This is a genomic window from Pseudomonas sp. MN1F, assembly GCF_009391885.1.
In the GTDB taxonomy this organism is placed as follows: Bacteria; Pseudomonadota; Gammaproteobacteria; order Pseudomonadales; family Pseudomonadaceae; genus Aquipseudomonas.
This window is the reverse complement of record NZ_VZII01000014.1, coordinates 88,697-112,471: the sequence shown is the minus strand read 5'-3', so window position 1 is coordinate 112,471 and position 23,775 is coordinate 88,697. Positions and strand designations below refer to the sequence as shown.

Annotated in this window: 25 protein-coding genes and 1 tRNA gene; 16 read left to right on the top strand and 10 right to left on the bottom strand. The window is 62.0% G+C overall.

What is annotated here, in order from left to right:
• Nucleotides 1-187 precede the first annotated feature (187 nt).
• Complete coding sequence (locus tag F6X59_RS09440; RefSeq protein WP_152956008.1) at nt 188-1,204, bottom strand: alpha/beta hydrolase; 1,017 nt, start codon at nt 1,202-1,204, stop codon at nt 188-190.
• 248 nt (nt 1,205-1,452) lie between these two features.
• Here F6X59_RS09440 and F6X59_RS09435 point away from each other — a divergent pair, with 248 nt between their 5' ends.
• Nucleotides 1,453-2,022, top strand: a complete 570-nt coding sequence (locus F6X59_RS09435) for a TetR/AcrR family transcriptional regulator (RefSeq protein WP_152956007.1) — start codon at nt 1,453-1,455, stop codon at nt 2,020-2,022.
• Nucleotides 2,023-2,247: 225 nt separating this feature from the next.
• The gene (locus F6X59_RS09430; RefSeq protein WP_152956006.1) at nt 2,248-2,724 is read left to right on the top strand and encodes a nuclear transport factor 2 family protein; all 477 of its coding nucleotides are present in this window, start codon (nt 2,248-2,250) and stop codon (nt 2,722-2,724) included.
• Nucleotides 2,725-2,876: 152 nt separating this feature from the next.
• On the opposite strand, the gene cynR is transcribed toward F6X59_RS09430, so the two are convergent.
• The gene (gene cynR, locus F6X59_RS09425) at nt 2,877-3,764 is read right to left on the bottom strand and encodes a transcriptional regulator CynR (RefSeq protein ID WP_152956005.1); all 888 of its coding nucleotides are present in this window, start codon (nt 3,762-3,764) and stop codon (nt 2,877-2,879) included.
• 110 nt (nt 3,765-3,874) lie between these two features.
• On the opposite strand from cynR, the gene F6X59_RS09420 reads away from it, so the two are divergent.
• The 3 genes from F6X59_RS09420 (at nt 3,875) to F6X59_RS09410 (ending at nt 5,411) form a co-directional block, all read left to right on the top strand.
• The gene (locus F6X59_RS09420; protein WP_152956004.1) at nt 3,875-4,534 is read left to right on the top strand and encodes a carbonic anhydrase; all 660 of its coding nucleotides are present in this window, start codon (nt 3,875-3,877) and stop codon (nt 4,532-4,534) included.
• Between the two features lie 39 nt (nt 4,535-4,573).
• Nucleotides 4,574-5,044, top strand: coding sequence for a cyanase (gene cynS, locus F6X59_RS09415; RefSeq protein WP_152956003.1), 471 nt, complete (start codon nt 4,574-4,576; stop codon nt 5,042-5,044).
• A 109-nt stretch (nt 5,045-5,153) separates the two neighbouring features.
• Complete coding sequence (locus F6X59_RS09410) at nt 5,154-5,411, top strand: DUF2790 domain-containing protein (RefSeq protein ID WP_152956002.1); 258 nt, start codon at nt 5,154-5,156, stop codon at nt 5,409-5,411.
• Nucleotides 5,412-5,488: 77 nt separating this feature from the next.
• Here F6X59_RS09410 and F6X59_RS09405 read toward each other — a convergent pair.
• Nucleotides 5,489-5,576, bottom strand: a tRNA-Ser gene (locus F6X59_RS09405).
• 132 nt (nt 5,577-5,708) lie between these two features.
• Here F6X59_RS09405 and F6X59_RS09400 point away from each other — a divergent pair.
• The 8 genes from F6X59_RS09400 to F6X59_RS09365 all read left to right on the top strand — a co-directional run bounded on the left by F6X59_RS09400 (nt 5,709) and on the right by F6X59_RS09365 (nt 11,569).
• A complete protein-coding gene (locus F6X59_RS09400; RefSeq protein ID WP_060511118.1) occupies nt 5,709-6,380 on the top strand; it encodes a Bax inhibitor-1/YccA family protein in 672 nt (223 codons plus the stop codon).
• Nucleotides 6,381-6,666: 286 nt separating this feature from the next.
• Nucleotides 6,667-8,046, top strand: coding sequence for a nucleobase:cation symporter-2 family protein (locus F6X59_RS09395; protein WP_152956001.1), 1,380 nt, complete (start codon nt 6,667-6,669; stop codon nt 8,044-8,046).
• 87 nt (nt 8,047-8,133) lie between these two features.
• Nucleotides 8,134-8,526, top strand: a complete 393-nt coding sequence (tusD, locus tag F6X59_RS09390) for a sulfurtransferase complex subunit TusD (protein WP_079227317.1) — start codon at nt 8,134-8,136, stop codon at nt 8,524-8,526.
• A gap of 1 nt (nt 8,527) precedes the next feature.
• A complete protein-coding gene (gene tusC, locus F6X59_RS09385) occupies nt 8,528-8,887 on the top strand; it encodes a sulfurtransferase complex subunit TusC (RefSeq protein WP_152956000.1) in 360 nt (119 codons plus the stop codon).
• Nucleotides 8,887-9,183, top strand: coding sequence for a sulfurtransferase complex subunit TusB (gene tusB, locus F6X59_RS09380; protein ID WP_152955999.1), 297 nt, complete (start codon nt 8,887-8,889; stop codon nt 9,181-9,183). The genes tusC and tusB overlap by 1 nt, the downstream gene beginning before the upstream one ends.
• Nucleotides 9,180-9,515 carry a TusE/DsrC/DsvC family sulfur relay protein gene (locus F6X59_RS09375; RefSeq protein WP_152955998.1) on the top strand — a complete coding sequence of 112 codons (336 nt, stop codon included), beginning with the start codon at nt 9,180-9,182 and terminating at the stop codon, nt 9,513-9,515. Before tusB ends, F6X59_RS09375 begins: the two co-directional genes overlap by 4 nt.
• Entirely contained in the window at nt 9,512-10,516 is a 1,005-nt protein-coding gene (locus tag F6X59_RS09370; RefSeq protein ID WP_152955997.1) for a glycosyl transferase family protein, read from the top strand. Before F6X59_RS09375 ends, F6X59_RS09370 begins: the two co-directional genes overlap by 4 nt.
• Nucleotides 10,517-10,609: 93 nt before the next feature.
• Nucleotides 10,610-11,569, top strand: a complete 960-nt coding sequence (locus tag F6X59_RS09365; protein WP_152955996.1) for a glutathione S-transferase family protein — start codon at nt 10,610-10,612, stop codon at nt 11,567-11,569.
• A gap of 33 nt (nt 11,570-11,602) precedes the next feature.
• Here F6X59_RS09365 and cysG read toward each other — a convergent pair whose 3' ends face one another.
• From cysG to F6X59_RS09335, 6 genes are all read right to left on the bottom strand, one after another.
• Nucleotides 11,603-12,994: a siroheme synthase CysG gene (gene cysG, locus F6X59_RS09360; protein WP_152955995.1), complete on the bottom strand. Its 1,392-nt coding sequence runs from the start codon at nt 12,992-12,994 to the stop codon at nt 11,603-11,605.
• Complete coding sequence (serS, locus tag F6X59_RS09355) at nt 12,995-14,275, bottom strand: serine--tRNA ligase (RefSeq protein WP_152955994.1); 1,281 nt, start codon at nt 14,273-14,275, stop codon at nt 12,995-12,997. It abuts the gene before it with no gap.
• Between the two features lie 30 nt (nt 14,276-14,305).
• Nucleotides 14,306-14,680, bottom strand: a complete 375-nt coding sequence (crcB, locus tag F6X59_RS09350) for a fluoride efflux transporter CrcB (RefSeq protein WP_372240344.1) — start codon at nt 14,678-14,680, stop codon at nt 14,306-14,308.
• Nucleotides 14,677-16,002, bottom strand: a complete 1,326-nt coding sequence (locus tag F6X59_RS09345; protein WP_152955993.1) for a replication-associated recombination protein A — start codon at nt 16,000-16,002, stop codon at nt 14,677-14,679. Before F6X59_RS09345 ends, crcB begins: the two co-directional genes overlap by 4 nt.
• Nucleotides 16,003-16,014: 12 nt before the next feature.
• On the bottom strand, nt 16,015-16,638 hold the full coding sequence (lolA, locus tag F6X59_RS09340; protein WP_060511141.1) for an outer membrane lipoprotein chaperone LolA: 624 nt from the start codon (nt 16,636-16,638) through the stop codon (nt 16,015-16,017).
• A 62-nt stretch (nt 16,639-16,700) separates the two neighbouring features.
• Entirely contained in the window at nt 16,701-19,274 is a 2,574-nt protein-coding gene (locus F6X59_RS09335) for a DNA translocase FtsK (protein WP_372240348.1), read from the bottom strand.
• 302 nt (nt 19,275-19,576) lie between these two features.
• Between F6X59_RS09335 and aat the strand changes: the two genes are divergently transcribed.
• The 3 genes from aat to infA all read left to right on the top strand — a co-directional run bounded on the left by aat (nt 19,577) and on the right by infA (nt 21,341).
• Nucleotides 19,577-20,257 carry a leucyl/phenylalanyl-tRNA--protein transferase gene (gene aat / locus F6X59_RS09330; protein ID WP_152955992.1) on the top strand — a complete coding sequence of 227 codons (681 nt, stop codon included), beginning with the start codon at nt 19,577-19,579 and terminating at the stop codon, nt 20,255-20,257.
• Nucleotides 20,258-20,313: 56 nt separating this feature from the next.
• Entirely contained in the window at nt 20,314-21,021 is a 708-nt protein-coding gene (locus tag F6X59_RS09325) for an arginyltransferase (protein WP_152955991.1), read from the top strand.
• Between the two features lie 101 nt (nt 21,022-21,122).
• Nucleotides 21,123-21,341, top strand: a complete 219-nt coding sequence (infA, locus tag F6X59_RS09320; protein WP_002553999.1) for a translation initiation factor IF-1 — start codon at nt 21,123-21,125, stop codon at nt 21,339-21,341.
• Nucleotides 21,342-21,488: 147 nt separating this feature from the next.
• Here the strand turns inward: infA and clpA are convergent, their stop codons facing one another.
• A complete protein-coding gene (gene clpA, locus F6X59_RS09315; RefSeq protein WP_152955990.1) occupies nt 21,489-23,759 on the bottom strand; it encodes an ATP-dependent Clp protease ATP-binding subunit ClpA in 2,271 nt (756 codons plus the stop codon).
• Between the last annotated feature and the right edge of the window lie 16 nt (nt 23,760-23,775).

The window sequence follows — 23,775 nt, the reverse complement described above, 5'->3', positions numbered from 1 at the left end:
TGGCCCTCCATGGGCCGAATGTTCAGCGTTATCCCTGACGCTAGGCTGGAGGCTAGTCGTCGCACCAGACCCCTTAGAAATATCCGACTAGCGGTAGGGATAATACCGAGGACAGCACTGTCCCCGACCTGTTCATCCGCTCAATGACCGGGGGCGACAACGTTCGCCCCGGCCCTTATTGCCGCTGTTACTGGAGGTGCTGTTTGATCGCCTGTGCAGCTTGGTCCATCGCACTTCGGGTACCAGGCACTTCGCCCAGGACGTTGAGTAGGCCGAAGTCGTGAATCATCCCGTTGTAGCGCACGGCGGTTACCGGCACACCAGCGGCATTCAACTTGCGAGCATAGGCTTCACCTTCATCACGCAGCACGTCCATTTCAGCAGTTTGTACCAGTGCCGGCGGTAAACCTTTCAACTGATCAAGGCTGGCACGTAGCGGCGATGCGTGAATGTCGTCACGCTGCTTCGGATCAGTCGTGTAGCTGTCCCAGAACCACTGCATCATGTTGCGTGTCAGGAAGTGCCCTTCGGCGAATTGGTTGTAGGAACTGTTGTTGAAGTTGGCATCAGTCACGGGCCACAGCAGTGCCTGGAAGCGCAGCTTCGGAGTACCGGCTTCCTTTGCCTTGATAGCTACTACCGCAGCCATGTTGCCGCCGACGCTGTTGCCAGCCACCGCCAGGCGGCTGCCGTCGACACCGATCTGCTTGCCATGCTCAGCGACCCAGCGGGTGGCGGCGTACGCCTGGTTGATCGCTGTGGGGAACTTGGCCTCGGGCGATGGCGTGTAATCGACGTAGACCGCTGCCGCACCAGAGCCCACTACCAGGTCGTGAATCAGCCGCTCGTGGGTCGGATAATCGCCCAACACCCAGCCACCACCATGGAAGAACATGAACACCGGCAGGTCACCCTTAGCGCCCTCCGGCCGCACTACCCTGATCTCCAGCGGCTGACCATCGGCCTGGATGGTACGGCGCTCGACCTGAATACCGGACACGTCGACTTTCACGCTTGCCTGGGCGCCGGTCAGCACCGCTCGGGCGTCTTTCGGCGGCAAGGTTTCCAGCGGCTTGCCGCCGCCTGCAGCCAGAGCCTCAAGAAAGCCTTGGGTGGTGTGTTCCACGCCAGGGCTACCAGCGGCGAAGGCACTGTTGACAGCCAGAGCCAGCAGGCCGGCGGTGAGGGTTCGGGACAGTTTCATGGTTTGAGCTCCTAGGGCGTGGGCAGGCGTTCAGTTCTGGTTGCCTGCAGTGTTCGGGCGGATGTTTGCTGCTTGAGGCTAACTTTGCGCGATAATATTTTGCGCGCAAAATATATTCCCGCTATCGTCTCGATTAAGTCAGTGCATCAGCCCCATGGACCGCCGGCCCTGACAGAGGCTCGCCCCCCTTATCGAAAAATTACCGTGTGGTGCTTGACCGGAGAGAACGATCGTTCTACATTGAATCCATGAGCAGACCAACGATAGATCACAGAGCCCAGATCCTGGCCACCGCCGAGAAACTCATCTACGAAAACGGGATTCATGCCACTGGCATGGACCTGTTGGTGAAGACCTCTGGCGTTTCAAGGAAGGGTATCTACAACCACTTCGCCACCAAAGATGATGTCGCAGCTGCGGCCTTGAGCGCCCGCGACGTACGCTGGATGCAATGGTTCAGGACTGAATGCGACAAAGCCGCTACGCCGTACGATCGCATACTGAACATGTTTACTGTTTTGAAGAGCTGGTTCGAGACGGATGGTTTCCGCGGCTGTGCGTTCATTAACACGGCAGGCGAAGTTGGGGATCCTGAAGACCCCATCCGCCAGATCGCAAAGCTGCACAAGCAAAAGCTCTTGGACTATACGCTTGAACTGACTGAGCAATTGAATACCGAGCAACCGTTGGTCTTAGCCAGGCAATTATTTATTTTGATGGAAGGCGCAATCACCACGGCGCGTGTCATGGGTGATTATCACGCTGCTGATAATGCAAAGGAAGTTGCGCAGATGTTGCTGAGAGCGCTCGCGCCCTAAAGACTGAGCGTCAGAGACACTACTCATAGTTATCATCCAACGAGACTGGGGTCATTACCCTGTCCAATGCCCAAACTCGCCCGCCACGATAGCAACAGGTTTCAACCTTGTAGTTGGCAACACAGCTTTACCCCCGCAATCGAAGATCTAACGGGCCTTGCTTTAGGCCCGTGTTCCACAAGCACGCATGTTCCTGAATGATCCAATTAATCTGGAGGCACCACCATGTCCAATGCCCAAACTCGCCCGCCACTTCCTCCTTTCACTCGCGAAACAGCGATTGAAAAAGTTCGACTGGCTGAAGATGGTTGGAACAGCCGCGATGCCGAGAAAGTTGCGCTCGCCTACACGCTGGATACCCAATGGCGTAACCGTGCTGAGTTTGCTACCAATCGCGAGGAGGCTAAAGGCTTCCTTACCCGCAAGTGGAAAAAAGAGCTGGATTATCGCCTGATCAAAGAGCTCTGGGCCTTTACCGATAACCGCATCGCCGTCCGTTACGCATACGAGTGGCATGATGATTCCGGTAACTGGTTCCGCTCCTACGGCAACGAGAACTGGGAATTTGAAGCTGATGGCCTGATGCACCGTCGTTTCGCTTGCATAAACGACATGCCTATCAAGGAAAGCGAGCGTAAGTTCCACTGGCCACTGGGTCGCCGTCCGGATGACCATCCAGGTCTGACTGAACTCGGCCTGTAAGTCATCCTTAACCTGATCCTTTTCACTAAAAGGATCAGGTTTTTTCGTTTAGCCGCGATTCGTGATCCCTATTACGGCTTTTTTGCGATAGATCTGCGCGCCGTCGGCGGCTAGAAAGCCAATAGGGGGCTTTCTTCACCTGCGCATGGGTCTCACTCATCAAGGTCGCTGGATACTTCTTTCGCCAGCTCAATGAAAACCCGCACCGCCGCGCTCAGGAAAGCGTCTTTGCGCCGCATTAGAACGGCCCGTCGCTGCAAGCGCTCCGGCTCTAGCGTGATGGCCACCAGGTCGTCATGGGCCAACGCAATTCTGGCAGGCAATAAGGTCGAGAGATTCGTCCGGCGAACGATCTCGATCACTGCGCCTAGGGCATTGGCCTCCATCTGCACCTTAGGGCGAATCTCATATTTGCGGCAGTAGCGGTCGATTTGCTCGCGCGTGGCAAACTCTGTGCTGAGCAAGACCAAAGACTCAGCACTCAGGCCGTGCGAGGTAATGGAGCGTTCCTTGGCCAGGCGGTGTCTGCGGCTCGTAACCAAAGCGAGCGTTTCGTTCAGCAAGGGGACGGCTTCGATGTCCGGTGCATGTATTTCATCGAACGCGATCCCTACGTCCAACTCTCCCGCCAGCAGCAGCTCCTCGATACGCTCCTGGGAGATCTCTTTCAGGTTGACGGTGATCTTGGGATACCTGAAGTGAAATGCCTCAATCAGCGGCCCCACCAGATAGGTCGTGAACGTCGGCGTTACGGCAACACGCAATGAGCCACGGCTGAGGTCGCTGACATCATGTATAGCCCTTTTGGCTTCCTGCAATTCCTGATACGCACGGCGCGCATACAGAAGATAGACATCCCCCGCGTCAGTCAAACGCGTTGTGCGGCCTGAGCGGTCAAACAGCTGGGCTCCCAAACTCTCTTCCAACTGCCTTACTTGCTGAGAAAGGGCCGGCTGAGAGACATGCAGCGCCGCTGCAGCCTTGGTGAAACTGAGATGTTCCGCAACGGCCAGGAAGTACTGGATGTGTCGAGCGAGCATGACCATTCCCATAAGAAAATCTGATTCGACTCATAATAAATGAGACTTTTACCTTATGCCATGCACTGCTTAATCTTTGTCTCACACCCAGCGACATTGAGACAGCAACCATGAAAGCGATCATTGACGGATTTCTGAAGTTTCAAAAAAACGCCTTTCCTGAGCGGGTCAAACTGTTCAAGGACCTTGCCAATCAGCAGGCGCCAAAGGCGCTCTTCATCTCCTGCTCTGATAGCCGACTGGTGCCCGAGCTGGTCACCCAACGCGAGCCAGGCGATCTGTTTGTAATCCGCAACGCCGGCAATATCGTGCCGTCGTATGGGCCAGAGCCAGGTGGCGTTTCGGCTTCTGTCGAATATGCGGTCGCAGGACTTAACGTTGCAGACATCGTGATCTGCGGCCACTCCGACTGTGGCGCGATGACCGCCATTGCCACCTGCAAGTGCCTGGATCACATGCCCGCCGTGGCCGGTTGGTTGCGGTACGCCGACTCGGCCAAGGTCGTTAATGAGGCCCGTCAGCACGCTGATGGCCCAAGCAAAGTTGCTTCCATGGTGCGCGAAAACGTGGTCGCGCAGTTGGCCAACATCCAGACCCACCCATCCGTCCGCCTGGCTCTCGAAGAAGGCCGTGTGACCCTGCATGGCTGGGTCTATGACATCGAGACCGGACGTATCGACGCCTTTGATGGCAGTACCGGCACCTTCGTGTCTCTCGCGGAAAACCCAGAAGTCCACGCCGTTTCCCAGCAAGCCAGGCACGTCGCCTGAAACCTGCACCTGCACCTTTATTTACCCAGGAGATTCACCATGATCCAGACTCAAGCCACCCGCACCGCTCGCCAGGAACTGACCGAAGTTATCATTTTGGCCAAGGCTCGCAAGGACCTGTCCTTTGCGCAAATCGTTGACGGTACCGGCCTGTCCGAGGCCTTTGTCACCGCTGCCCTGCTTGGTCAACATCCGCTGCCAGAAAGCGCCGCGAAGGTCGTGGGCGAGAAGCTCGACCTCGACGCTGATCAAGTGGCGCTGTTGCAATCGATGCCGATCCGCGGCAGCTTCTTCGATGGCGTGCCGAGCGACCCTACCATCTACCGCTTCTACGAAATGATGTCGGTGTATGGAACCACTCTCAAAGCCCTGGTCCACGAGAAGTTTGGCGACGGCATCATCAGTGCCATAAACTTCAAGCTGGACATCAAGAAGGTCGAAGATCTGGACGGTGGCCACCGTGCTGTGATCACCCTGGACGGCAAGTACCTGCCTACCAAGCCCTTCTGATGTAGCTCAGCCCGGCGCCTTACGGCGCCGGGCCACCCCCAACATTTATGACGGACGAGCGCCGATTGGGTGCTCAGGCCTTCTTGCGCCCTCAGTACAGGTGATTACCATGAAACTGTTACTCGTTTTGTTCCTAGGCTGCCTTGGGTCTGTTGCGATGGCCGATGATCAGGGTATTCACACTGCACACATTACGGTCGAACCCTATCGCTACGCTCAGAACCTCGATATCGCGCACGTTGTGGCTGTTACGCCGGTACCCAATGTTTGCGATGTTGTGCCGATGCAGCTGACTTATGACGACTCCAATGGCGAGCGCCATATCATGGAGTACCGCGTGGTGGGGAATGGCTGCTCTAACAACTGATGCGCGCTTTCGCTTCGGGCTTTGAAAAGCCCAGAAACGCAAAAGCCCCGAATAATCGGGGCTTTTGCTGAAAAATATGGCGGAAGCGTAGAGATTCGAACTCTAGGATAGTTGCCCATCGACGGTTTTCAAGACCGTTGCCTTAAACCACTCGGCCACGCTTCCAGCTCGTTTTGCGGCCGCCATAATACCGTAATGAAACACGCTGTCAAACTCTCTGTGTCACGGGTTGCGGAGCCTCTGTTAGACTGCTTGCATCTGAACGTCCAAAACCACGGATCCATAAGGAGTGTCGCCATGCGCGAACAGGATTATGCCGTACACCACGGCCAGCAAGCCGAGCAGCAGGAGGTCAGCAAGGTCCTGCGCAATACGTACAGCCTGCTGGCACTCACCCTCGCCTTCAGCGGTGTCATGGCCTTCGTCGCCCAGCAGATGCGTGTCGGTTACCCGAACGTGTTCGTCGTGCTGATCGGCTTCTACGGTCTGTTCTTCCTGACCAACAAACTGCGTGATTCGGTCTGGGGCCTGGTGTCTACCTTTGCCCTCACCGGTTTCATGGGCTTCATCCTCGGCCCGATCCTCAACCGTTACCTGGGCATGGCCGGTGGCGCTGAAGTGGTCAGCTCGGCGTTTGCCATGACCGCCCTGGTATTTGGTGGCCTGTCGGCCTATGTGCTGATTACCCGCAAGGACATGAGCTTCCTCAGCGGCTTCATCACCGCTGGTTTCTTTGTCCTGCTGGGTGCGGTGGTCGCGAGCTTCTTCTTCCAGATCAGCGGCCTGCAACTGGCGATCAGCGCTGGCTTCGTGCTGTTCTCGTCGGTCTGCATTCTGTTCCAGACCAGCGCGATCATTCATGGCGGTGAGCGCAACTACATCATGGCGACCATCAGCCTGTATGTTTCGATCTATAACCTGTTCATCAGCTTGCTGCAGCTGTTTGGCATCATGGGTCGTGATGACTGATTGATTGCTGCTTGAGAAAGCCCGCTTCGGCGGGCTTTTCTATGCGTGGTGGAAAAGGGGTGGGGTTGTGGAGTGCTCGCCTTGAGGGGTTTAGCGCCTGTGAGATCGAACGCCGCCTAAATACCCCAGTCAGGCACCTGTCAGCCTACCCCACCCGATCACTGACTTAAAAGTCAGAAAAACAGGCAAATGGTCGCCGATCATGTCGCCATCGTACCTTCCCCTACCGCAATCGCACTTCAGCCCGTAGAATGCGCTCCTTTTTTCTTCCGGGGCAGCTTCACCGATGAGCTCACACGAACACAGCCCAGGCGCGGCGGCGCCTGCCAACGAACTGGTACTTGGCCTCGAGGACAAGCCACGGCTGTTGATCGGCCTGCTGGCAGCCCTGCAGCACCTGCTGGCGATCATCGTACCCATCGTTACCCCTGGCCTGCTGATCTGCCAGGCGCTGGGCGTTTCGGCTCGCGATACCAACCTCATCGTCTCCATGTCGCTGGTGATCTCCGGTATCGCCACCTTCGTCCAGTGCAAGCGCTTCGGCCCGTTCGGTGCCGGGCTGCTGATCGTACAGGGCACCAGCTTCAACTTCGTCGGGCCGCTGATTGCCGGTGGCGCATTGATGGTCAAGCAAGGCACGCCGGTGGAAAGCGTGATGGCGGCGATCTTCGGCGTGGTGATTGCCGGCTCGTTCGTCGAGATGGGCGTGTCGCGCATCCTGCCATTCGTCAAACGCCTGATCACTCCGCTGGTGACCGGCATCGTCGTATTGATGATCGGCCTGACCCTGATCAAGGTCGGCCTGATCAGCATGGGTGGTGGCTTCGGCGCCATGGCCAATGGCACCTTCGCCAACGGCGAAAACCTGCTGCTGTCGGGCGCTGTACTGGCGGTGATCGTGATCCTCAACCGCATCCCGGTGGTATGGATGCGCAGCTGCGCCATCGTCATCGCCTTGGCGGTCGGCTATGCCCTGGCCGGTTACCTGGGCCGCCTGGACTTCACCGGCATGCATGAAGCCGCGCTGTTCCAAGTGCCGACACCGCTGCATTTCGGCCTGGGCTTCTCCTGGGCACTGTTCATTCCGATGCTGGTGATCTACCTGGTGACTTCGCTGGAAGCCATCGGTGACGTCACCGCCACCAGCAAGGTCTCGCGCCAACCGGTCGAGGGGCCGCTGTGGATGTCGCGCATCAAGGGCGGCGTGCTGGTCAACGGTGCCAACTCGCTGCTGGCCGGCCTGTTCAACACCTTCCCCAGTTCGATCTTCGCCCAGAACAACGGCGTGATTCAGCTGACCGGTATTGCCAGCCGCCATATCGGTATCTGGATTGCCGCGATGCTGGTGGTGCTGGGGCTGTTCCCGAGCGTGGCCGGTGTGATTCAGGCAGTGCCTGAGCCGGTGCTGGGTGGCGCGGCGATGGTCATGTTCGGTGCGGTTGCCGCGTCGGGTATCAATATTCTCGCCAGTACTCGCCTGGACCGCCGCGCCCTGCTGATTATCGCCGTGTCGCTGGCGCTGGGCCTGGGCGTGGCACAGGTACCGGAGTTCCTCGCGCATATGCCGGCGGCGATCCGCAATGTGCTGGAATCGGGTGTAGCCACCGGTGGCATCTGCGCCCTGGTGCTGAACTGGTTCCTGCCGGAGAGCAAGGAAAACGCCTGACCCGCGCCTGCCCTGCCAACAAAGCCCGCGCCCACTTGCGCGGGCTTTTTGCTTTATCATGGCGGCATTCCTTTGCACGAGTTATCCATGAAATTCGCTATCGCGGTTTTTTCCCCGGCCCATGCGCCCTCCTCGCGCCGCGCCTTGCGCTTCGCCGAGGCGGTGCTGGCTGGCGGGCATGAGATTGCCCGGCTGTTCTTCTATCAGGACGGGGTGCACAGCGCCTCGGCCAACGTGGTCGCGCCCCAGGATGAACAGGACATCGCCGCCCAGTGGCGGGCCTTTATCGACATCAACCGGCTCGACGCGGTGGTGTGTATCGCTGCCGCGCTGCGCCGTGGCGTGCTCGATGAAGCCGAAGCCAGCCGCTACCAACGCCCGGCGGTGAACCTGCCCAAGCCGTGGGAGTTGTCTGGCCTCGGTCAGCTGCACGAAGCCGCACAAACGGCCGACCGCCTGGTCTGCTTCGGAGGCGACTGAAATGGCCAAATCCATGTTGATCATCAGCCGCCAGGCACCGTGGAACGGCCCATCCGCCCGCGAAGCCCTGGATATCGCCTTGGCCGGCGGTGCCTTCGACCTGCCATTGGCCATGCTGTTCCTCGATGACGGCGTGTTCCAGCTGGCGCCCGGCCAGCAACCTGCCGCGGTGGAGCAAAAGAACCTCGCCGCCAACCTGCAGGCGCTGCCGATGTTTGGCGTCGAAGAGCTGTTTGCCTGCCAGCACAGCCTGGCGCGCCGTGGCCTGGCCGCCGATGGCCTGGAGCTGCCGGTGGAGGTGCTGGACAACGCAGCCCTGCAAGCCCTGATTGCCCGTTTCGACCAAGTGGTGACGCTCTGATGCCAACCCTGCACGTGTTATCCCACTCCCCGTTCGGCGACGAGCGTCTGGACAGCTGCCTGCGCCTGCTGGGCGCCGACGACGGCGTGCTGCTGTGCGGCGATGCGGTCTATGCCCTGCGCGACGGCAGTGACTGCCAGCGCCAGCTGCAGGCTGCCAACCTGGCGCAGCGCCTGTTCGCCCTCGACGAAGACCTGCAGGCCCGGGGCATCAGCAGCGCGCTGGCCAAGGCCGTGGACTACCAGGCCTTCGTCGAGCTGTCACTGCACTACGACAAGGTCAACAGCTGGCTATGAGTACGCTGAACGTCGGCGATCGCGCCATCGCCCTGGACAAGGACGGCTTCCTGGTCGACCTGCAAGACTGGTCGCACCCCGTCGCCGAGGCCCTGGCCGAGCGCGAAAGCATCGCCCTGACCGCCGACCACTGGGAAATCCTCGAACTGCTGCGCCAGTTCTACAACGAATACCAGCTGTCGCCGGCCACCCGCCCGCTGATCAAGTACACCGCGCTCAAGCTGGGCACGGAAAAGGGCAACAGCCCGCACCTCAACCGCCTGTTCAACGGCACCCCCGCCAAACTCGCCGCCAAGCTGGCGGGCCTGCCCAAGCCGACCAATTGCATATGACCGACGCCCGCCCGCTGACCCTGGAAACCCCGGCCGAACACCCGTTCGCCGAATTCGTGCGCATCCTTGGCAAAGGCAAACGCGGCGCTCGCGGCCTGACCCGCGAGGAAGCCCGTGCCGCCATGACCCTGCTGCTCGAAGGCAAGGTCGAAGACACCCAGTTGGGTGCCTTCCTGATGCTGCTGCGGCACAAGGAAGAAAGCGCTGAGGAGCTCGCCGGCTTCACCGAAGCCCTGCGTGCGCACCTGCAGGCGCCGCGCATCGCCGTGGATATCGACTGGCCGACCTATGCCGGCAAGAAGCGCCACCTGCCCTGGTATCTGCTGAGCGCCAAGTGCCTGGCCGCCAATGGCGTGCGTATCCTCATGCACGGTGGCGGCGCGCATACGGCTGGGCGCATGTACACCGAACAGCTGCTGGCGCTGCTGCACATCCCGCTGTGCCGCGACTGGGCAGCGGTCAGCCAAGCCCTCGACCAACAGCGCCTGGCCTTCGCCCCGCTGCACGACTGGGCACCGCAACTGCAGCGGATGATCGACCTGCGCAACACGCTGGGGCTGCGCTCGCCCATCCATTCCCTGGCGCGGGTGCTGAATCCGCTGAGCGCACGCTGCGGCCTGCAGAGCATCTTCCACCCCGGCTACCAGGCCGTACACCGTGAAGCCAGCCGCCTGCTCGGCGACCATGCCGTGGTGATCAAGGGCGATGGCGGCGAGATCGAGGTCAACCCGGATGTCATCAGCCACCTGTACGGCACCCTTGCAGGCGAAGCCTGGGACGAGGAATGGCCGGCGCTGAGCGAACGCCGCCATGTGAAACCACCAAGCTTGCAACCCGAGCAGCTACTGGCAGTCTGGCGCGGCGAGGCCGAGGACAGCTACGGCGAAATGGCCGTGGTAGCGACCATGGCCCTGGCGCTGCGTGGGCTGGGCCAGGATCGCGAACAGGCCTTTACCACCGCTCGTGATTACTGGGCCGCACGAAACAAATCGAATAACTAGATAGTATAAGGGCGGTTTTTGCGCTAGTTATTCGAACGATTTGCCCTAGACTGGGCTCCAACGACAAACAACTTTGTTTCCGAGGAGCTCAGCATGGGCCTTTTGATCGACGGCCGCTGGCACGACCAGTGGTATGAAAACGGCAAGGACGGCACCTTCAAACGCGAAAACGCCCAGCGCCGCAATCAGCTGCCCGCCCCGGAAGCCGGCCGCTACCACCTGTACGTTTCGCTGGCCTGCCCATGGGCCCACCGCACCCTGATCGTTCGCGCCCTCAAAGGCCTGGAGCCACTGATCGACGTGTCGGTGGTCAGCTGGCTGATGCAGGACCATGGCTGGACCTTCGACCAGCAGCAAGGCTCCACTGGCGACCACCTCGACGCCCTGCAGTACCTGCACCAGCGCTACACCCAGGACGACCCGCACTACACCGGCCGCGTGACCGTGCCCGTGCTGTGGGACAAGAAAGAGAAGCGCATCGTCAACAACGAGTCGTCGGAGATCATCCGCATCTTCAACAGCGCGTTCAACGAGCTGACCGGCAACACCCTGGACCTGTACCCCGAGCCGCTGCGCCCGACCATCGAAGCGCTGAACGAACGCATCTACCCGGCGGTGAACAACGGCGTGTACCGCGCAGGCTTCGCCACCACCCAGGACGCCTACGAGGCTGCCTTCGATGAGGTATTCAACGAACTGGATCATCTGGAAGCGTTGCTGGGCCGCAATCGCTACCTGGCCGGCGAGTACCTGACCGAGGCCGATGTGCGCCTGTTCACCACCCTGGTGCGCTTCGATGCGGTGTACCACGGGCACTTCAAGTGCAACCTGCGCCGCCTGAGCGACTACCACAACCTGTCCAACTGGCTGCGCGAGCTGTACCAATGGCCGGGCGTGGCCGGGACTGTGGATATGGAGCACATCCAGAAGCATTACTACATGAGCCACAAGACCATCAACCCGAACGGCATCGTGCCCAAGGGGCCGCTGCAGGACTTCAACCAGCCCCACGACCGGGAGCGGTTGGTGGGCAAAGGGATCTATCAGGCTTGAGATAGCCGGGGCTGCTTCGCAGCCCCAACGATTTCAGCTGTTTTGCGAGCCTTCGAACCAGGCCAGCTTGTCGCGCAGCTGCACCACTTCCCCGACAATCACCAGGGTCGGCGCATGCACCTCATGCTGGGCCACCAGCTCCGGCAGATCCGCCAGGGTGCCGGTAAACACCCGCTGATTGCGCGTGGTCCCCTGCTGCACCAGGGCAGCTGGCGTACTGGCCGCCCGCCCATGGCGAATCAGTTCGGCACAGATGGTCGGCAACCCCACCAGGCCCATGTAGAACACCAGGGTCTGGGCCGGCGCCACCAGGTCATGCCAAGGCAGGTTGCTGGTGCCATCCTTGAGGTGGCCGGTGACGAAACGCACCGACTGGGCATAGTCGCGGTGAGTCAGCGGAATGCCGCCATAGGCGGAGCAACCACTGGCTGCGGTAATGCCCGGCACCACCTGGAACGGGATCCCCTGCTCGGCCAGCTCCTCGATCTCTTCGCCACCCCGGCCGAAGATGAACGGGTCGCCGCCTTTGAGGCGCAACACCCGCTTGCCCTGCAGGGCGAGGTCAACCAGCAGGCGGTTGATCTGGTCCTGCGGCACGGCATGGTCGGCGCGGCGCTTGCCAACGTAGATGCGCTCGGCATCACGCCGACACATCTCGATGATGGCCGGCGCCACCAAGCGGTCATAAAGCACCACGTCGGCCTGCTGCATCAGGCGCAAGGCACGGAAGGTCAGCAAGTCCGGATCGCCCGGCCCCGCCCCCACCAGATACACCTCACCGCCCTGCTGCAACGGCGCACCGTCTACCATTGCCTGCAACAGGCGTTCGGCCTCGGCGCCCTGCCCGGCCAGCTGGCGCTCGGCAATCGGGCCCTGGAACACGGTTTCCCAGAAGCCACGGCGCTGATTGACATCCGGGTACAAGGACTTGACCTTGTGCCGGAACCGCGCAGCCAGCCCGGCCAGCTCACCATAAGCCGACGGAATCCAGGCCTCCAGCTTGGCGCGAATCAAACGCGCCAGCACCGGGGCGTCACCGCCACTGGACACCGCGATCACCAACGGTGAGCGGTCGACGATGGCCGGGAAGATCACCGTGCACAGGGCCGGCGCATCCACCACGTTGACCGGCAGGCTCAGCGCCTGCGCATCGGCCGACACCTGGGCGTTGAGCCCAGGATCGTCAGTGGCCGCGATCACCAGCCGGCAGCCGACCAGGTCGGCCGCCTGATAGCCACGCACCAGCACCTCACCGCCACCTTCCCGGGCCAGCGCGGCCAGTTGGCCGTCGACGTCCGGCGCCACCACGCGCAGCGCGGCGCCGGCATCAGCCAGCAGGCGCGCCTTGCGCAAGGCGATCTCACCGCCGCCGACGACCAGCACCCGGCCGCCCTGCAGCTTGTGGAACAGCGGCAGGTAATCCATTTAGCGGATGACCTCGACGCCGCCCATGTACGGCTTCAGCACGTCCGGTACACGGATCGAACCGTCGGCCTGCTGGTAGTTCTCCAGCACGGCCACCAAGGTACGGCCTACGGCCAGGCCGGACCCGTTGAGGGTGTGCACCAGCTCGGGCTTGCCGGTTTCCGGGTTGCGCCAGCGGGCCTGCATGCGGCGGGCCTGGAAGTCGCCGCAGTTGGAGCAGGAGCTGATTTCGCGGTACTTGTCCTGGCTCGGTACCCACACTTCCAGGTCGTAGGTCTTGACGGCGCCGAAGCCCATGTCGCCGGTGCACAGGGCCAGCACGCGGTAGGGCAGCTCCAGCAGTTGCAGCACGCGCTCGGCGTTGGCGGTCAGGCCTTCCAGGGCTTCCATCGACTTCGACGGCTCGACCACCTGGACCATCTCGACCTTGTCGAACTGGTGCTGACGGATCATGCCACGGGTGTCACGGCCCGACGCACCGGCTTCACTGCGGAAGCACGGGGTGTGCGCAACCAGTTTCAACGGCAGCTGCTTGGCGTCGAGGATCTGGTCGGCGACCAGGTTGGTCAGCGAAACTTCGGCCGTCGGGATCAGGTAGAAGTCGGCTTCGCCTTCGCGGGTGATCTTGAACAGATCTTCCTCGAACTTCGGCAGTTGGCCGGTGCCCTGCAAGGCCGGGGCCTGCACCAGGTACGGGGTGTAGTGTTCCTCGTAGCCGTGCTCGCCGGTGTGCAGGTTGATCATGAATTGCGCCAGGGCGCGGTGCAGGCGGGCGATCGGCCCGCGCAGCACGGCAAAGCGCGCGCCAGACAACTTGGCCGCAGCTTCGAAGTCCAGGCCACCGCTGACTTCGCCCAGGGCGACGTGGTCCTTGATTTCGAAATCGAAAGCGGTCGGCGTGCCCCAGCGGCGCACTTCGACGTTGTCGTCTTCGCTGGCGCCGACCGGAACGCTGGCGTCCGGCAGGTTGGGGATGGTCAGCAGGATACCGTCCAGTTCGGCCTGGATACCGTCCAGCTCGACCTTGCCGGCAGCCAGTTCGTTGGCCATGCGCTCGACGTCAGCCATCAGCGGGGCAATGTCCTCGCCCTTGGCCTTGGCCTGGCCGATCGACTTGGAACGGGCGTTACGCTCGGCTTGCAGCTGCTCGGTGCGGGTCTGCACCGCCTTGCGGCGCTCTTCCAGTGATTCGATGCGCGCGACATCCAGGCTGAAGCCACGGGAGGCCAGGCGATCCGCCACTTCCTGAAGTTGGCCGCGTAACAGTTTGGAATCGAGCATATCGTTCTCTCGTTATGGATAAGTGTTGGTTCAGAATCGGGTCAGGGACAGGCCGGCCCAGGTGGCCAGAAGCCCGCCCACCACGCTGATACTGGTATAGCCCAAGGCGAGGGGCATTTGCCCACTTTCGATCAGGCGCACGGTATCGAGCGAGAAGGAAGAAAAGGTGGTCAGGCCGCCAAGGAAGCCGACGATCAGGCCGGCGCGCAGTTCGACCGGCGCCAGTGGTTTGTGCAGGAACAGGCCATAAAGCAGGCCGATCAGCAGGCAGCCAACCAGGTTGACCGCCAGCGTACCGAGATAGAAGTGCCGTGGCCAGTTGGCCGCGACCCAATTGGCGGCGGCAAAACGCATCAAGGTCCCGGCAATACCGCCCGCGCTTACTGCGGCGATCAGTGCAATCACGATTTTCTCCGTTGGCGAGGGCTGTTGCGGTCAAGGTCGGCCAGGTGGCGCAGCTTCTCGCCGATCTTCAGCTCCAGGCCTCGCGGCACGGGCTGGTAATACTGGCGCGGCTCAAGCGCTTCGGGGAAGTAATCCTCGCCGGCGGCATAGGCATCGGGCTCGTCGTGGGCGTAGCGGTATTCTTCGCCGTAGCCCAGTTGCTTCATCAGCTTGGTCGGGGCATTGCGCAGGTGCAGTGGCACTTCCAGCGAGCCATGCTCGGCAGCCTCGCGCAGCGCGGCCTTGAAGCCCACGTACACCGCATTGCTTTTCGGCGCGCAGGCGATGTAGGTGATGGCCTGGGCCACCGCCAGCTCGCCTTCCGGGCTGCCCAGGCGCTCCTGCACGTCCCAGGCCGCCAGGCACAGGCTCAAGGCGCGCGGGTCGGCGTTGCCGATATCCTCGCTGGCCATGCGCACCACGCGGCGGGCGATGTACAGCGGGTCGCAGCCGCCGTCGAGCATGCGGGCGAACCAGTACAGGGCGCCATCGGGGTTGGAGCCGCGCACAGACTTGTGCAGCGCGGAAATCTGGTCGTAGAACGCCTCGCCGCCCTTGTCGAAGCGTCGGCGGCTGTCGCCGAGCAGGCTTTGCAGCATCTCGACGTCGATCTCGCTGCCATCTTCAGCCAGGTCGGAGGCATTCTCCAGGAAGTTGAGCATGCGCCGGCCATCGCCATCGGCGGCGGCCATGAGCATCTTGAAGGCGTCGTCACCGACACGCAGGTTGCGCTTGCCCAGCCCGCGCTCTTCGGTCAGCGCACGGTTGACCAGCTTGCGCAGCGCCGCTTCGTCGAGGCTCTTGAGCACGTACACCCGCGCCCGCGACAGCAAGGCGTTGTTCAGTTCGAACGACGGGTTCTCGGTGGTGGCACCGATGAACAGCAGCGTGCCGTCTTCCACGTAGGGCAAGAAGGCATCCTGCTGGGACTTGTTGAAGCGGTGCACTTCGTCGACGAACAGGATGGTGCGCCGGCCATACTGGCCGGCCTGCTGCTTGGCCACCTCGACCGCCTGGCGGATCTCCTTGACCCCGGCCAGCACCGCCGACACCGTTTCGAAGTGCGCATCGCAAAACTGAGCCAGCAGCCGCGCCAGGGTGGTCTTGCCCACCCCTGGCGGCCCCCAGAAGATCATCGAGTGCAGCGCACCCTGCTCCAGCGCCTCGCGCAACGGTTTGCCGCGCGCCAGCAGGTGCTCCTGGCCGACGTACTCGTCCAGGTTGGACGGGCGCAGGCGGGCAGCGAGAGGCTGGGCGACGGGTTCGCTTCGAAACAGGTCCATGGCGAGCTCCGCTTACTCCTTGATGACGTCGGCGCCTTTGGGGATGTCGAACTTGAACTGGCTGTCCGGCACCGCCTGGTTGGCCTTGACGCCATTGAACAGGATGTTGGTGCGCTGGCCGACGCTGTCGATCAGCTGCATGTCATTGATCAGGCCCTTGCGGAACGACACGCGCAGCGAGTCGAACAGGGTGTCCTTGGTCTTCGGCTTGAGGGTGAAGTCCATCACATCGCCCTGCTCCTTGGAGGTGATGTCGAAGCTCTGGCTGATCTTCGACACATCACCGGACAGCAGCAGTGCCGGGGTCTGGTTCAGGCGCTGGTCGAGCTTCTTGATGGTCGCCTGTTCCAGGTCCGGGTCCCACAGGGTGACATTCTTGCCGTCGGACACCACCACCTGCTCCTGCGGCGCATTGGTGTGCCAGTAGAACAGGCCCGGGCGCTTCACGGTCATCTTGCCGGACGTTTCCTGCAGGCTGGTGCCGCCGGCGTCCAGGGTCAGCTGCGAGAAGTTGGCCTCGATGGTCTGGGACTTTTCCAACAGCTGGGTCAGGCGTTGTACGTCTTGCTCACCGGCATAAGCAGTAACCGAGCCCAGGGTCAGGGCAGAAACCAACAGCATGCGAATCGCGCGCATGGGAATCCTCATTGAGCATTGAAAAGGCCGGGCGCCACCGTTGGCGCCCGGCAAGGTGTTCATCAGTCGCGCGGGCCGCCCGGGGCAATCACTTCCCGCGAGCCGTTGCTGTTCATTGGGGTGACCACGCCGGCCATCTCCATCGACTCGATCATCCGCGCAGCGCGGTTGTAGCCGATCTTCAGCTTGCGCTGCACCGCCGAGATGGAAGCGCGGCGGCTTTCCAGCACGAACTGCACGGCCTCATCATACAGGGCATCGGTTTCGGCATCGTCACCATCGCCACCACCACCGCCGCCTTCGAAGCCGCTGCCGGCCTCCTCGACGCCATTGAGGATGTCGTCGTTGTAGTCCGGCGCGCCACGCAGCTTCCACGCCTCGACCGTGCGGTGCACTTCATCGTCGGAAACGAACGCACCGTGCACCCGGATCGGCAGGCTGGTGCCCGGCGGCATGTACAGCATGTCACCGTGGCCGAGCAGCTGTTCGGCGCCGCCCTGGTCGATGATGGTCCGCGAGTCGATCTTGCTCGACACCTGGAACGCCATGCGGGTCGGGATGTTGGCCTTGATCAGGCCGGTGATCACGTCCACCGACGGGCGCTGGGTGGCGAGGATCAGGTGGATACCGGCGGCCCGCGCTTTCTGGGCGATACGGGCAATCAGCTCTTCGACCTTCTTGCCGACGATCATCATCATGTCGGCGAATTCGTCGACTACCACGACGATGGTCGGCAGGGTCTTCAGCGCTGGCGGCTCGTCGTCCATGCTCTCGCGGCGGTACAGCGGGTCATGGATGATCTCGCCGGCTTCCTGGGCGTCCTTGATCTTGCGGTTGAAGCCAGCCAGGTTACGCACGCCCATGGCCGCCATCAGCTTGTAGCGCCGCTCCATCTCGGCCACGCTCCAGCGCAGGGCGTTGGCGGCGTCCTTCATGTCGGTAACCACCGGGCACAGCAGGTGCGGGATGCCCTCGTAGATCGACAGTTCGAGCATTTTCGGGTCGATCATGATCAGCCGCGCGTCTTCCGGGCTGGACTTGAACAGGATCGACAGGATCATCGCGTTGACACCCACCGACTTACCGGAACCGGTAGTACCGGCCACCAGCAGGTGCGGCATCTTGGCCAGGTCGGTGATCACCGGCTTGCCGCCGATATCGTGGCCCAGGGCCAGGGTGACCGGCGATTTCTGCTCGTCGTACTGCGGCGTGGCGAGCACTTCCGAGAAGCGCACCATCTGCCGGTTTTCGTTGGGGATCTCGATACCCACGGTGGTCTTGCCGGGGATCACTTCGACCACCCGCACACTGGTCACCGCCAGCGACCGCGCCAGGTCCTTGGCCAGGTTGGCAATGCGGCTGACCTTGACGCCAGCAGCCGGCTGGATTTCGTAACGGGTAATCACCGGGCCCGGGTGGATGGAGTCCACCGAGACTTCCACGCCGAATTCCTTGAGCTTGATTTCCAGCAACTGGCCGACACCGGCCAGGGATTCTGGCGAGTACTCGATCTTCTTCTCTTCGGCCGGGTCGAGGATGGAAATCGACGGCAAGGTACCTTCCACGGCGCTGTCGACGAACAGCGGCGCCTGCTTTTCCTTCATTACCCGCTTGCTCGGCTCCGGCGCCCTGGCGGCGGCCGGTGGCACGATGGTCGGCGCCGCTGCAATCGGCTGCTCGCGCGGCACCACGGGATCACGCGGCACGACAGGTTCGCGGGTAAGGGTCGGCTCGGTGCGCACGACAGGCTCACGCGCCAGGGTCGGTTCGCGGGGTTCAACGGGCTGGGCCGGCGCTTCCTCACGCTTGAAGATGCGCTCGCGCAGCGCCGGCTTGGCCGGCTCGCGCTTGTCGGTGGCCTTCGCCCCCAGGTCGAACACCGGGTCGTCAACTTCACGCAGCTGCGCTTCCAGGCGCTTGCGTTCGTTGCGCGCTTCCCACCAGCGGCTGGCCGCGCCCTGCACCAGCTCGAACAGGTCGAGGGTGATCTTGCCGGTCATGTCCATCACCTTGAACCACGACAGGTCGGTGAACACGGTCAGGCCGAACAGGAACAGGGCGATGAACATCAGCGTGCTGCCCTGCACGTTCAGCAGGTTGCGCGCCAGGTCGCCGAGGCTTTCGCCCAGCGCACCGCCCGCGGAAAACGGCAGGCTCGCCGGCGGGTGGAAATGGATATGCGCCAGGGCCGCGCCCGAGAGCACCAGGAACACCAGGCCAATCAGCCGCCAGGAGAACAACCAGCCGCTCCACTGCCACGGCTGGTGGCGTTCGCGGAAAATCTGCCAGGTCTTGATCGCCAGCAGCAGCGGGAAGATATAGGCGAAGTAGCCGAGCACCATGAACAGGATGTCGGCGAAGTACGCACCGGCACGCCCGGCGGCATTCTGCACCTGGTCGATGTTGCTGGTGTGGCTGAAGCCCGGGTCCGACGTATCGTAGGTCAGCAGTGCCATCCACAAGTACAGGCACAGGGCGCCGACAGCGATCAACGCACCTTCCTTGAGGCGGTAATGCAGCTGCTGCCGCCACAGGGGCACAGGCAAAGGAGCTGGAGTTGCGGTGGATTTCTTCAAAACGCGTCTATTCCTGCGCGTGCTGCGCGTCCAGTAGTGATCGGCCGGTGTCTGGCCAATGAACCACTACTTTTAACATTACTGCCCGCCAGCCGCCATGACGGCACGCCGTATGGAGCTCGAGTGGGGGCGACTTTCGTATAGGTGCAATTTGAGCATGCATTTTCTTTTGTGACAAAGGCTTATGCTGTGTTTTTGCACAGGTGTGACAGCAAATGTAGCGGATGGTGCCTATGCTTTCATGAATGTGTAGGAAATTGCCTATTCTGCTGCCCGCCAATGACTCTTGCCCCTGCCAGCATTGACCCCGCAAGCACTGCGCGCCATGCTGCCCTCTCCCCTCCCCCACCGCACGATAGACCATGCTCACCTGGCTAACCCGCGACTCGCTGACCTTCCCGCCCCTGGAAAAGGCCCTGCACGACCCCAACGGCTTGCTCGCCGCGGGCGGCGACCTGAGCCCCGAGCGCCTGGAGCAAGCCTACCGGCATGGCTGCTTCCCCTGGTACCAGGACGGCCAGCCGATCCTCTGGTGGTCGCCCGACCCGCGCACGGTGCTGTTCCCTGACGAGCTGCACGTCTCGCGCTCGCTGGCCAAGCTGATGCGCCAGGGCCGCTACCAGGTCAGTTTCGACAGCGACTTCCCGGCGGTGATTGCCGCCTGCGCGGCCCCGCGCGACTATGCCGACGGCACCTGGATCACCGACACCATGCGCAATGCCTACTGCGAGCTGCACCGGCGCGGTATTGCCCACTCGGTGGAAGTGCGCGAAGACGGCGAGCTGGTCGGCGGCCTATACGGCCTTGCCATCGGCCAGCTGTTCTTCGGCGAATCGATGTTCAGCCGCGCCGACAATGCCTCCAAGGTCGGCTTCGTGACGCTGGTCGAACATTTGCGCCAGGCCGGCTTCGTGCTGATCGACTGCCAGATGCCGACCAACCACCTGCACAGCCTCGGTGCCCGCGCCATCAGCCGCGCGCGCTTCGCCGACTACCTGGCACAGCACCTCGACCAGCCCAACAGCGCCCCCTGGGTTTGCTAGGCGAGTTCTGCCAGCTGGCTTACACTTAAAGCAAAGTCACACCGAGGGGGTTGATCATGACAGAGTTGGCGCGGTTGAAGTTCTATGCCACTCAACCCCACTCCTGCAGCTACCTGCCGGATGAACAGGCCACCACACTGTTCCTCGACCCCAGCCAGCCGATGGACGTGAATGTCTATGCCGACCTGTCGGAAATGGGCTTTCGCCGCAGTGGCGACCACCTGTACCGGCCGCATTGCCAGAACTGCAATGCCTGCGTACCGGCGCGCATTCCCGCCGCGCGCTTCATCCCCAACCGCCAGCAGCGGCGCATCCTCAAGCGCAACGCCGACCTGACCGTGACGGCCGCCCGCCCGGCGTTCAAGGAAGAGTATTTCGACCTGTACCGGCGCTACATCGAGACCCGCCACGCCGATGGCGACATGTACCCGCCGAGCCGTGACCAGTTTTCCACCTTCCTGGTGCGCGACCTGCCGTTCTGCTGGTTCTACGAATTTCGCCTGGAAGGCCGCCTGCTGGCAGTCGCCGTCTGCGACCTGCTGCCCAACGGCCTGTCGGCGGTGTACACCTTCTACGAACCCGAAGAAGAACGCCGCAGCCTAGGGCGCTTTGCCATTCTCTGGCAGATCACCGAAGCCCTGCGCCAGAACCTGGAGGCGGTGTACCTGGGTTACTGGATCAAGAACTGCAAGAAAATGAACTACAAGACGCAGTATCGGCCTATCGAGCTGTTGATAAACCAGCGCTGGGTCACCCTCAATTGAAAGCATTGGCTTGACACGCAGTTTTCGGGCATAATCCACGCCACTTTTTTGCCCGGTGCGGTTATGCGTCGGGCCAACACTGGATCCGAGGGCACTACTGCATGTCGAAAGAAGACAGCTTCGAAATGGAAGGCACTGTCGTCGACACCCTGCCCAACACCATGTTCCGCGTGGAGTTGGAAAACGGGCACGTCGTAACCGCGCACATCTCCGGAAAGATGCGCAAAAACTACATCCGTATTCTCACTGGCGACAAGGTCCGCGTCGAACTGACGCCTTACGACCTGAGCAAGGGCCGCATCACTTACCGTGCGCGCTAAGCTCTAGCCATGAAAAAGCCCGGCCATGTGCCGGGCTTTTTTGTGCCTGCTGAAAACGCATCGCGACCAAAGCCGCACCTACAAGGGCACACAACCCCCTGCAGGCGCGGCTTCAGCCGCGACGGGCCGCACAGCGGCCCCCTTTCGTCAGGCAACCTCAGCCGTAGTCTCGAAGTCGAACACCAGCTCGCCATCGCGCAGGTCGACGTGCACCACGCCCCCATGCTCGGCCAGCTCGCCAAACAGGATCTCCTCGGCCAGCGGCCGCTTGATCTTGTCCTGGATAAGCCGCGCCATCGGCCGTGCGCCCATCTGCACGTCGTAGCCGGACACCGCCAGCCAGCCGCGGGCGGCATCGCTGACTTCCAGCAGCACACGCTTGTCTTCCAGCTGCGCCTGCAGTTCGATGAGGAACTTGTCGACGATGCTCTTGATCGTCTCGGTGCTCAGGCGGCCAAACTGGATGATGGTGTCCAGACGGTTGCGGAACTCCGGCGTGAAGCTCTTGCGGATGACTTCCATGGCATCGGACGCGTGGTCCTGATGGGTGAAGCCGATCGAGGCCCGCGCGGCAGTTTCGGCACCGGCGTTGGTGGTCATGATCAGGATCACGTTACGGAAGTCGGCCTTGCGCCCGTTGTTGTCGGTCAGGGTCCCGTGGTCCATCACCTGCAGCAGCAGGTTGAAGACTTCCGGGTGGGCCTTCTCGATTTCGTCGAGCAGCAGCACGCAGTGCGGTTGCTTGGTGATCGCTTCAGTCAGCAGGCCGCCCTGGTCGAAACCAACGTAGCCGGGTGGCGCACCGATCAGGCGCGACACAGTGTGGCGCTCCATGTACTCGGACATGTCGAAGCGTACCAGCTCGACACCCAGCGCCTTGGCCAGCTGCCGCGCCGCCTCGGTCTTGCCCACACCGGTCGGGCCGGCGAACAGGAACGAACCGACCGGCTTGTCCGGCGACTTGAGGCCGGCACGGGACAGCTTGATGGCGGTAGCCAGCGAGTCGATGGCCTGGTCCTGACCGAACACGGTCAGCTTCAGGTCGCGCTCGAGATTACGCAGCAGCTCCTTGTCGGAACTGGTGACGTGCTTCGGCGGAATCCGCGCGATCTTGGCGACAATGTCCTCGACCTGCGGCACGTCGATACGCTTGACCCGGTTCGCCTCAGGCTGCAGGCGCTGATAGGCACCCGCTTCGTCGATCACGTCGATGGCCTTGTCCGGCATGTGGCGATCATTGATGTAGCGCGAGGCGAGCTCGGCGGCGGCGCGCAGGGCTTCGTCGCTGTACTCGATGTTGTGGTGGCTCTCGAAGCGGCCTTTCAGGCCGCGCAGGATGCCCACGGTGTCTTCCACCGATGGCTCGCTGACATCGACCTTCTGGAAGCGCCGCGCCAGGGCACGGTCTTTCTCGAAGATGCCGCGGAATTCCTGGAAGGTGGTCGAACCGATGCAACGAATCTCACCGGACGACAGCAGCGGCTTGAGCAGGTTGGACGCATCCATCACCCCACCAGACGCCGCACCGGCACCGATGATGGTGTGGATTTCATCAATGAACAGAATCGCTTGCGGGCGCTTCTTCAGCTCACCGAGCAGCGCCTTGAAGCGTTTTTCGAAATCACCGCGGTATTTGGTACCGGCCAGCAGCGCACCGAGGTCCAGCGAATACACCACGCTCTGCGCCAGCAGGTCAGGCACCTGGCCGTCGACGATACGCTTGGCCAGGCCCTCAGCGATGGCGGTCTTGCCAACACCAGCCTCACCGACCAGCAGCGGGTTGTTCTTGCGTCGGCGGGCCAGAATCTGCGCCACACGCTCGACTTCCTGCTCGCGGCCCACCAGCGGGTCGATACGGCCGGCACGGGCCAGCTCGTTCAGGTTGCTGGCATAGGCATCCAGCGGGTTGCTCGAAGAGGAGGTTTCGCCGCCCTCTTCGTCTTGCATTTCCTGGTCGCTTTCGGAATGCGAACCATGGCCCGGCACCTTGGAGATGCCGTGGGCGATGTAGTTGACCACGTCGATACGGGCCACGCTCTGCTGCTTGAGCAGGAACACGGCCTGGCTTTCCTGTTCGCTGAAGATTGCCACCAGCACATTGGCGCCGGTGACTTCGCGCTTGCCGGAACTCTGCACGTGGAACACGGCACGTTGCAGCACACGCTGGAAGCCCAGGGTCGGCTGGGTTTCGCGGTCTTCGTCGTTGACGGGGATCAGGGGTGTAGTGGAGTCGATGAACTCTTGCAGGTCGTGCTTGAGTTTGTCGAGATTGGCGCCACAGGCGCGCAGAACGGTCGCAGCAGCCTCATTGTCAAGGAGTGCCAGCAGCAGATGTTCGACGGTCATGAACTCATGACGCTTCGAACGAGCCTCCTTGAAGGCAAGATTGAGGGTGACTTCGAGCTCGCGGTTTAACATAGCTTCACCTCATACC

Bases quoted from the DNA above. Each gene is read 5' to 3' on its own strand.
- F6X59_RS09440 (WP_152956008.1), bottom strand. From the start codon at position 1,204: ATGAAACTGTCCCGAACCCTCACCGCCGGCCTGCTGGCTCTGGCTGTC.
- F6X59_RS09435 (WP_152956007.1), top strand. From the start codon at position 1,453: ATGAGCAGACCAACGATAGATCACAGAGCCCAGATCCTGGCCACCGCC.
- F6X59_RS09430 (WP_152956006.1), top strand. From the start codon at position 2,248: ATGTCCAATGCCCAAACTCGCCCGCCACTTCCTCCTTTCACTCGCGAA.
- cynR (WP_152956005.1), bottom strand. From the start codon at position 3,764: ATGCTCGCTCGACACATCCAGTACTTCCTGGCCGTTGCGGAACATCTC.
- F6X59_RS09420 (WP_152956004.1), top strand. From the start codon at position 3,875: ATGAAAGCGATCATTGACGGATTTCTGAAGTTTCAAAAAAACGCCTTT.
- cynS (WP_152956003.1), top strand. From the start codon at position 4,574: ATGATCCAGACTCAAGCCACCCGCACCGCTCGCCAGGAACTGACCGAA.
- F6X59_RS09410 (WP_152956002.1), top strand. From the start codon at position 5,154: ATGAAACTGTTACTCGTTTTGTTCCTAGGCTGCCTTGGGTCTGTTGCG.
- F6X59_RS09400 (WP_060511118.1), top strand. From the start codon at position 5,709: ATGCGCGAACAGGATTATGCCGTACACCACGGCCAGCAAGCCGAGCAG.
- F6X59_RS09395 (WP_152956001.1), top strand. From the start codon at position 6,667: ATGAGCTCACACGAACACAGCCCAGGCGCGGCGGCGCCTGCCAACGAA.
- tusD (WP_079227317.1), top strand. From the start codon at position 8,134: ATGAAATTCGCTATCGCGGTTTTTTCCCCGGCCCATGCGCCCTCCTCG.
- tusC (WP_152956000.1), top strand. From the start codon at position 8,528: ATGGCCAAATCCATGTTGATCATCAGCCGCCAGGCACCGTGGAACGGC.
- tusB (WP_152955999.1), top strand. From the start codon at position 8,887: ATGCCAACCCTGCACGTGTTATCCCACTCCCCGTTCGGCGACGAGCGT.
- F6X59_RS09375 (WP_152955998.1), top strand. From the start codon at position 9,180: ATGAGTACGCTGAACGTCGGCGATCGCGCCATCGCCCTGGACAAGGAC.
- F6X59_RS09370 (WP_152955997.1), top strand. From the start codon at position 9,512: ATGACCGACGCCCGCCCGCTGACCCTGGAAACCCCGGCCGAACACCCG.
- F6X59_RS09365 (WP_152955996.1), top strand. From the start codon at position 10,610: ATGGGCCTTTTGATCGACGGCCGCTGGCACGACCAGTGGTATGAAAAC.
- cysG (WP_152955995.1), bottom strand. From the start codon at position 12,994: ATGGATTACCTGCCGCTGTTCCACAAGCTGCAGGGCGGCCGGGTGCTG.
- serS (WP_152955994.1), bottom strand. From the start codon at position 14,275: ATGCTCGATTCCAAACTGTTACGCGGCCAACTTCAGGAAGTGGCGGAT.
- F6X59_RS09345 (WP_152955993.1), bottom strand. From the start codon at position 16,002: ATGGACCTGTTTCGAAGCGAACCCGTCGCCCAGCCTCTCGCTGCCCGC.
- lolA (WP_060511141.1), bottom strand. From the start codon at position 16,638: ATGCGCGCGATTCGCATGCTGTTGGTTTCTGCCCTGACCCTGGGCTCG.
- aat (WP_152955992.1), top strand. From the start codon at position 19,577: ATGCTCACCTGGCTAACCCGCGACTCGCTGACCTTCCCGCCCCTGGAA.
- F6X59_RS09325 (WP_152955991.1), top strand. From the start codon at position 20,314: ATGACAGAGTTGGCGCGGTTGAAGTTCTATGCCACTCAACCCCACTCC.
- infA (WP_002553999.1), top strand. From the start codon at position 21,123: ATGTCGAAAGAAGACAGCTTCGAAATGGAAGGCACTGTCGTCGACACC.
- clpA (WP_152955990.1), bottom strand. From the start codon at position 23,759: ATGTTAAACCGCGAGCTCGAAGTCACCCTCAATCTTGCCTTCAAGGAG.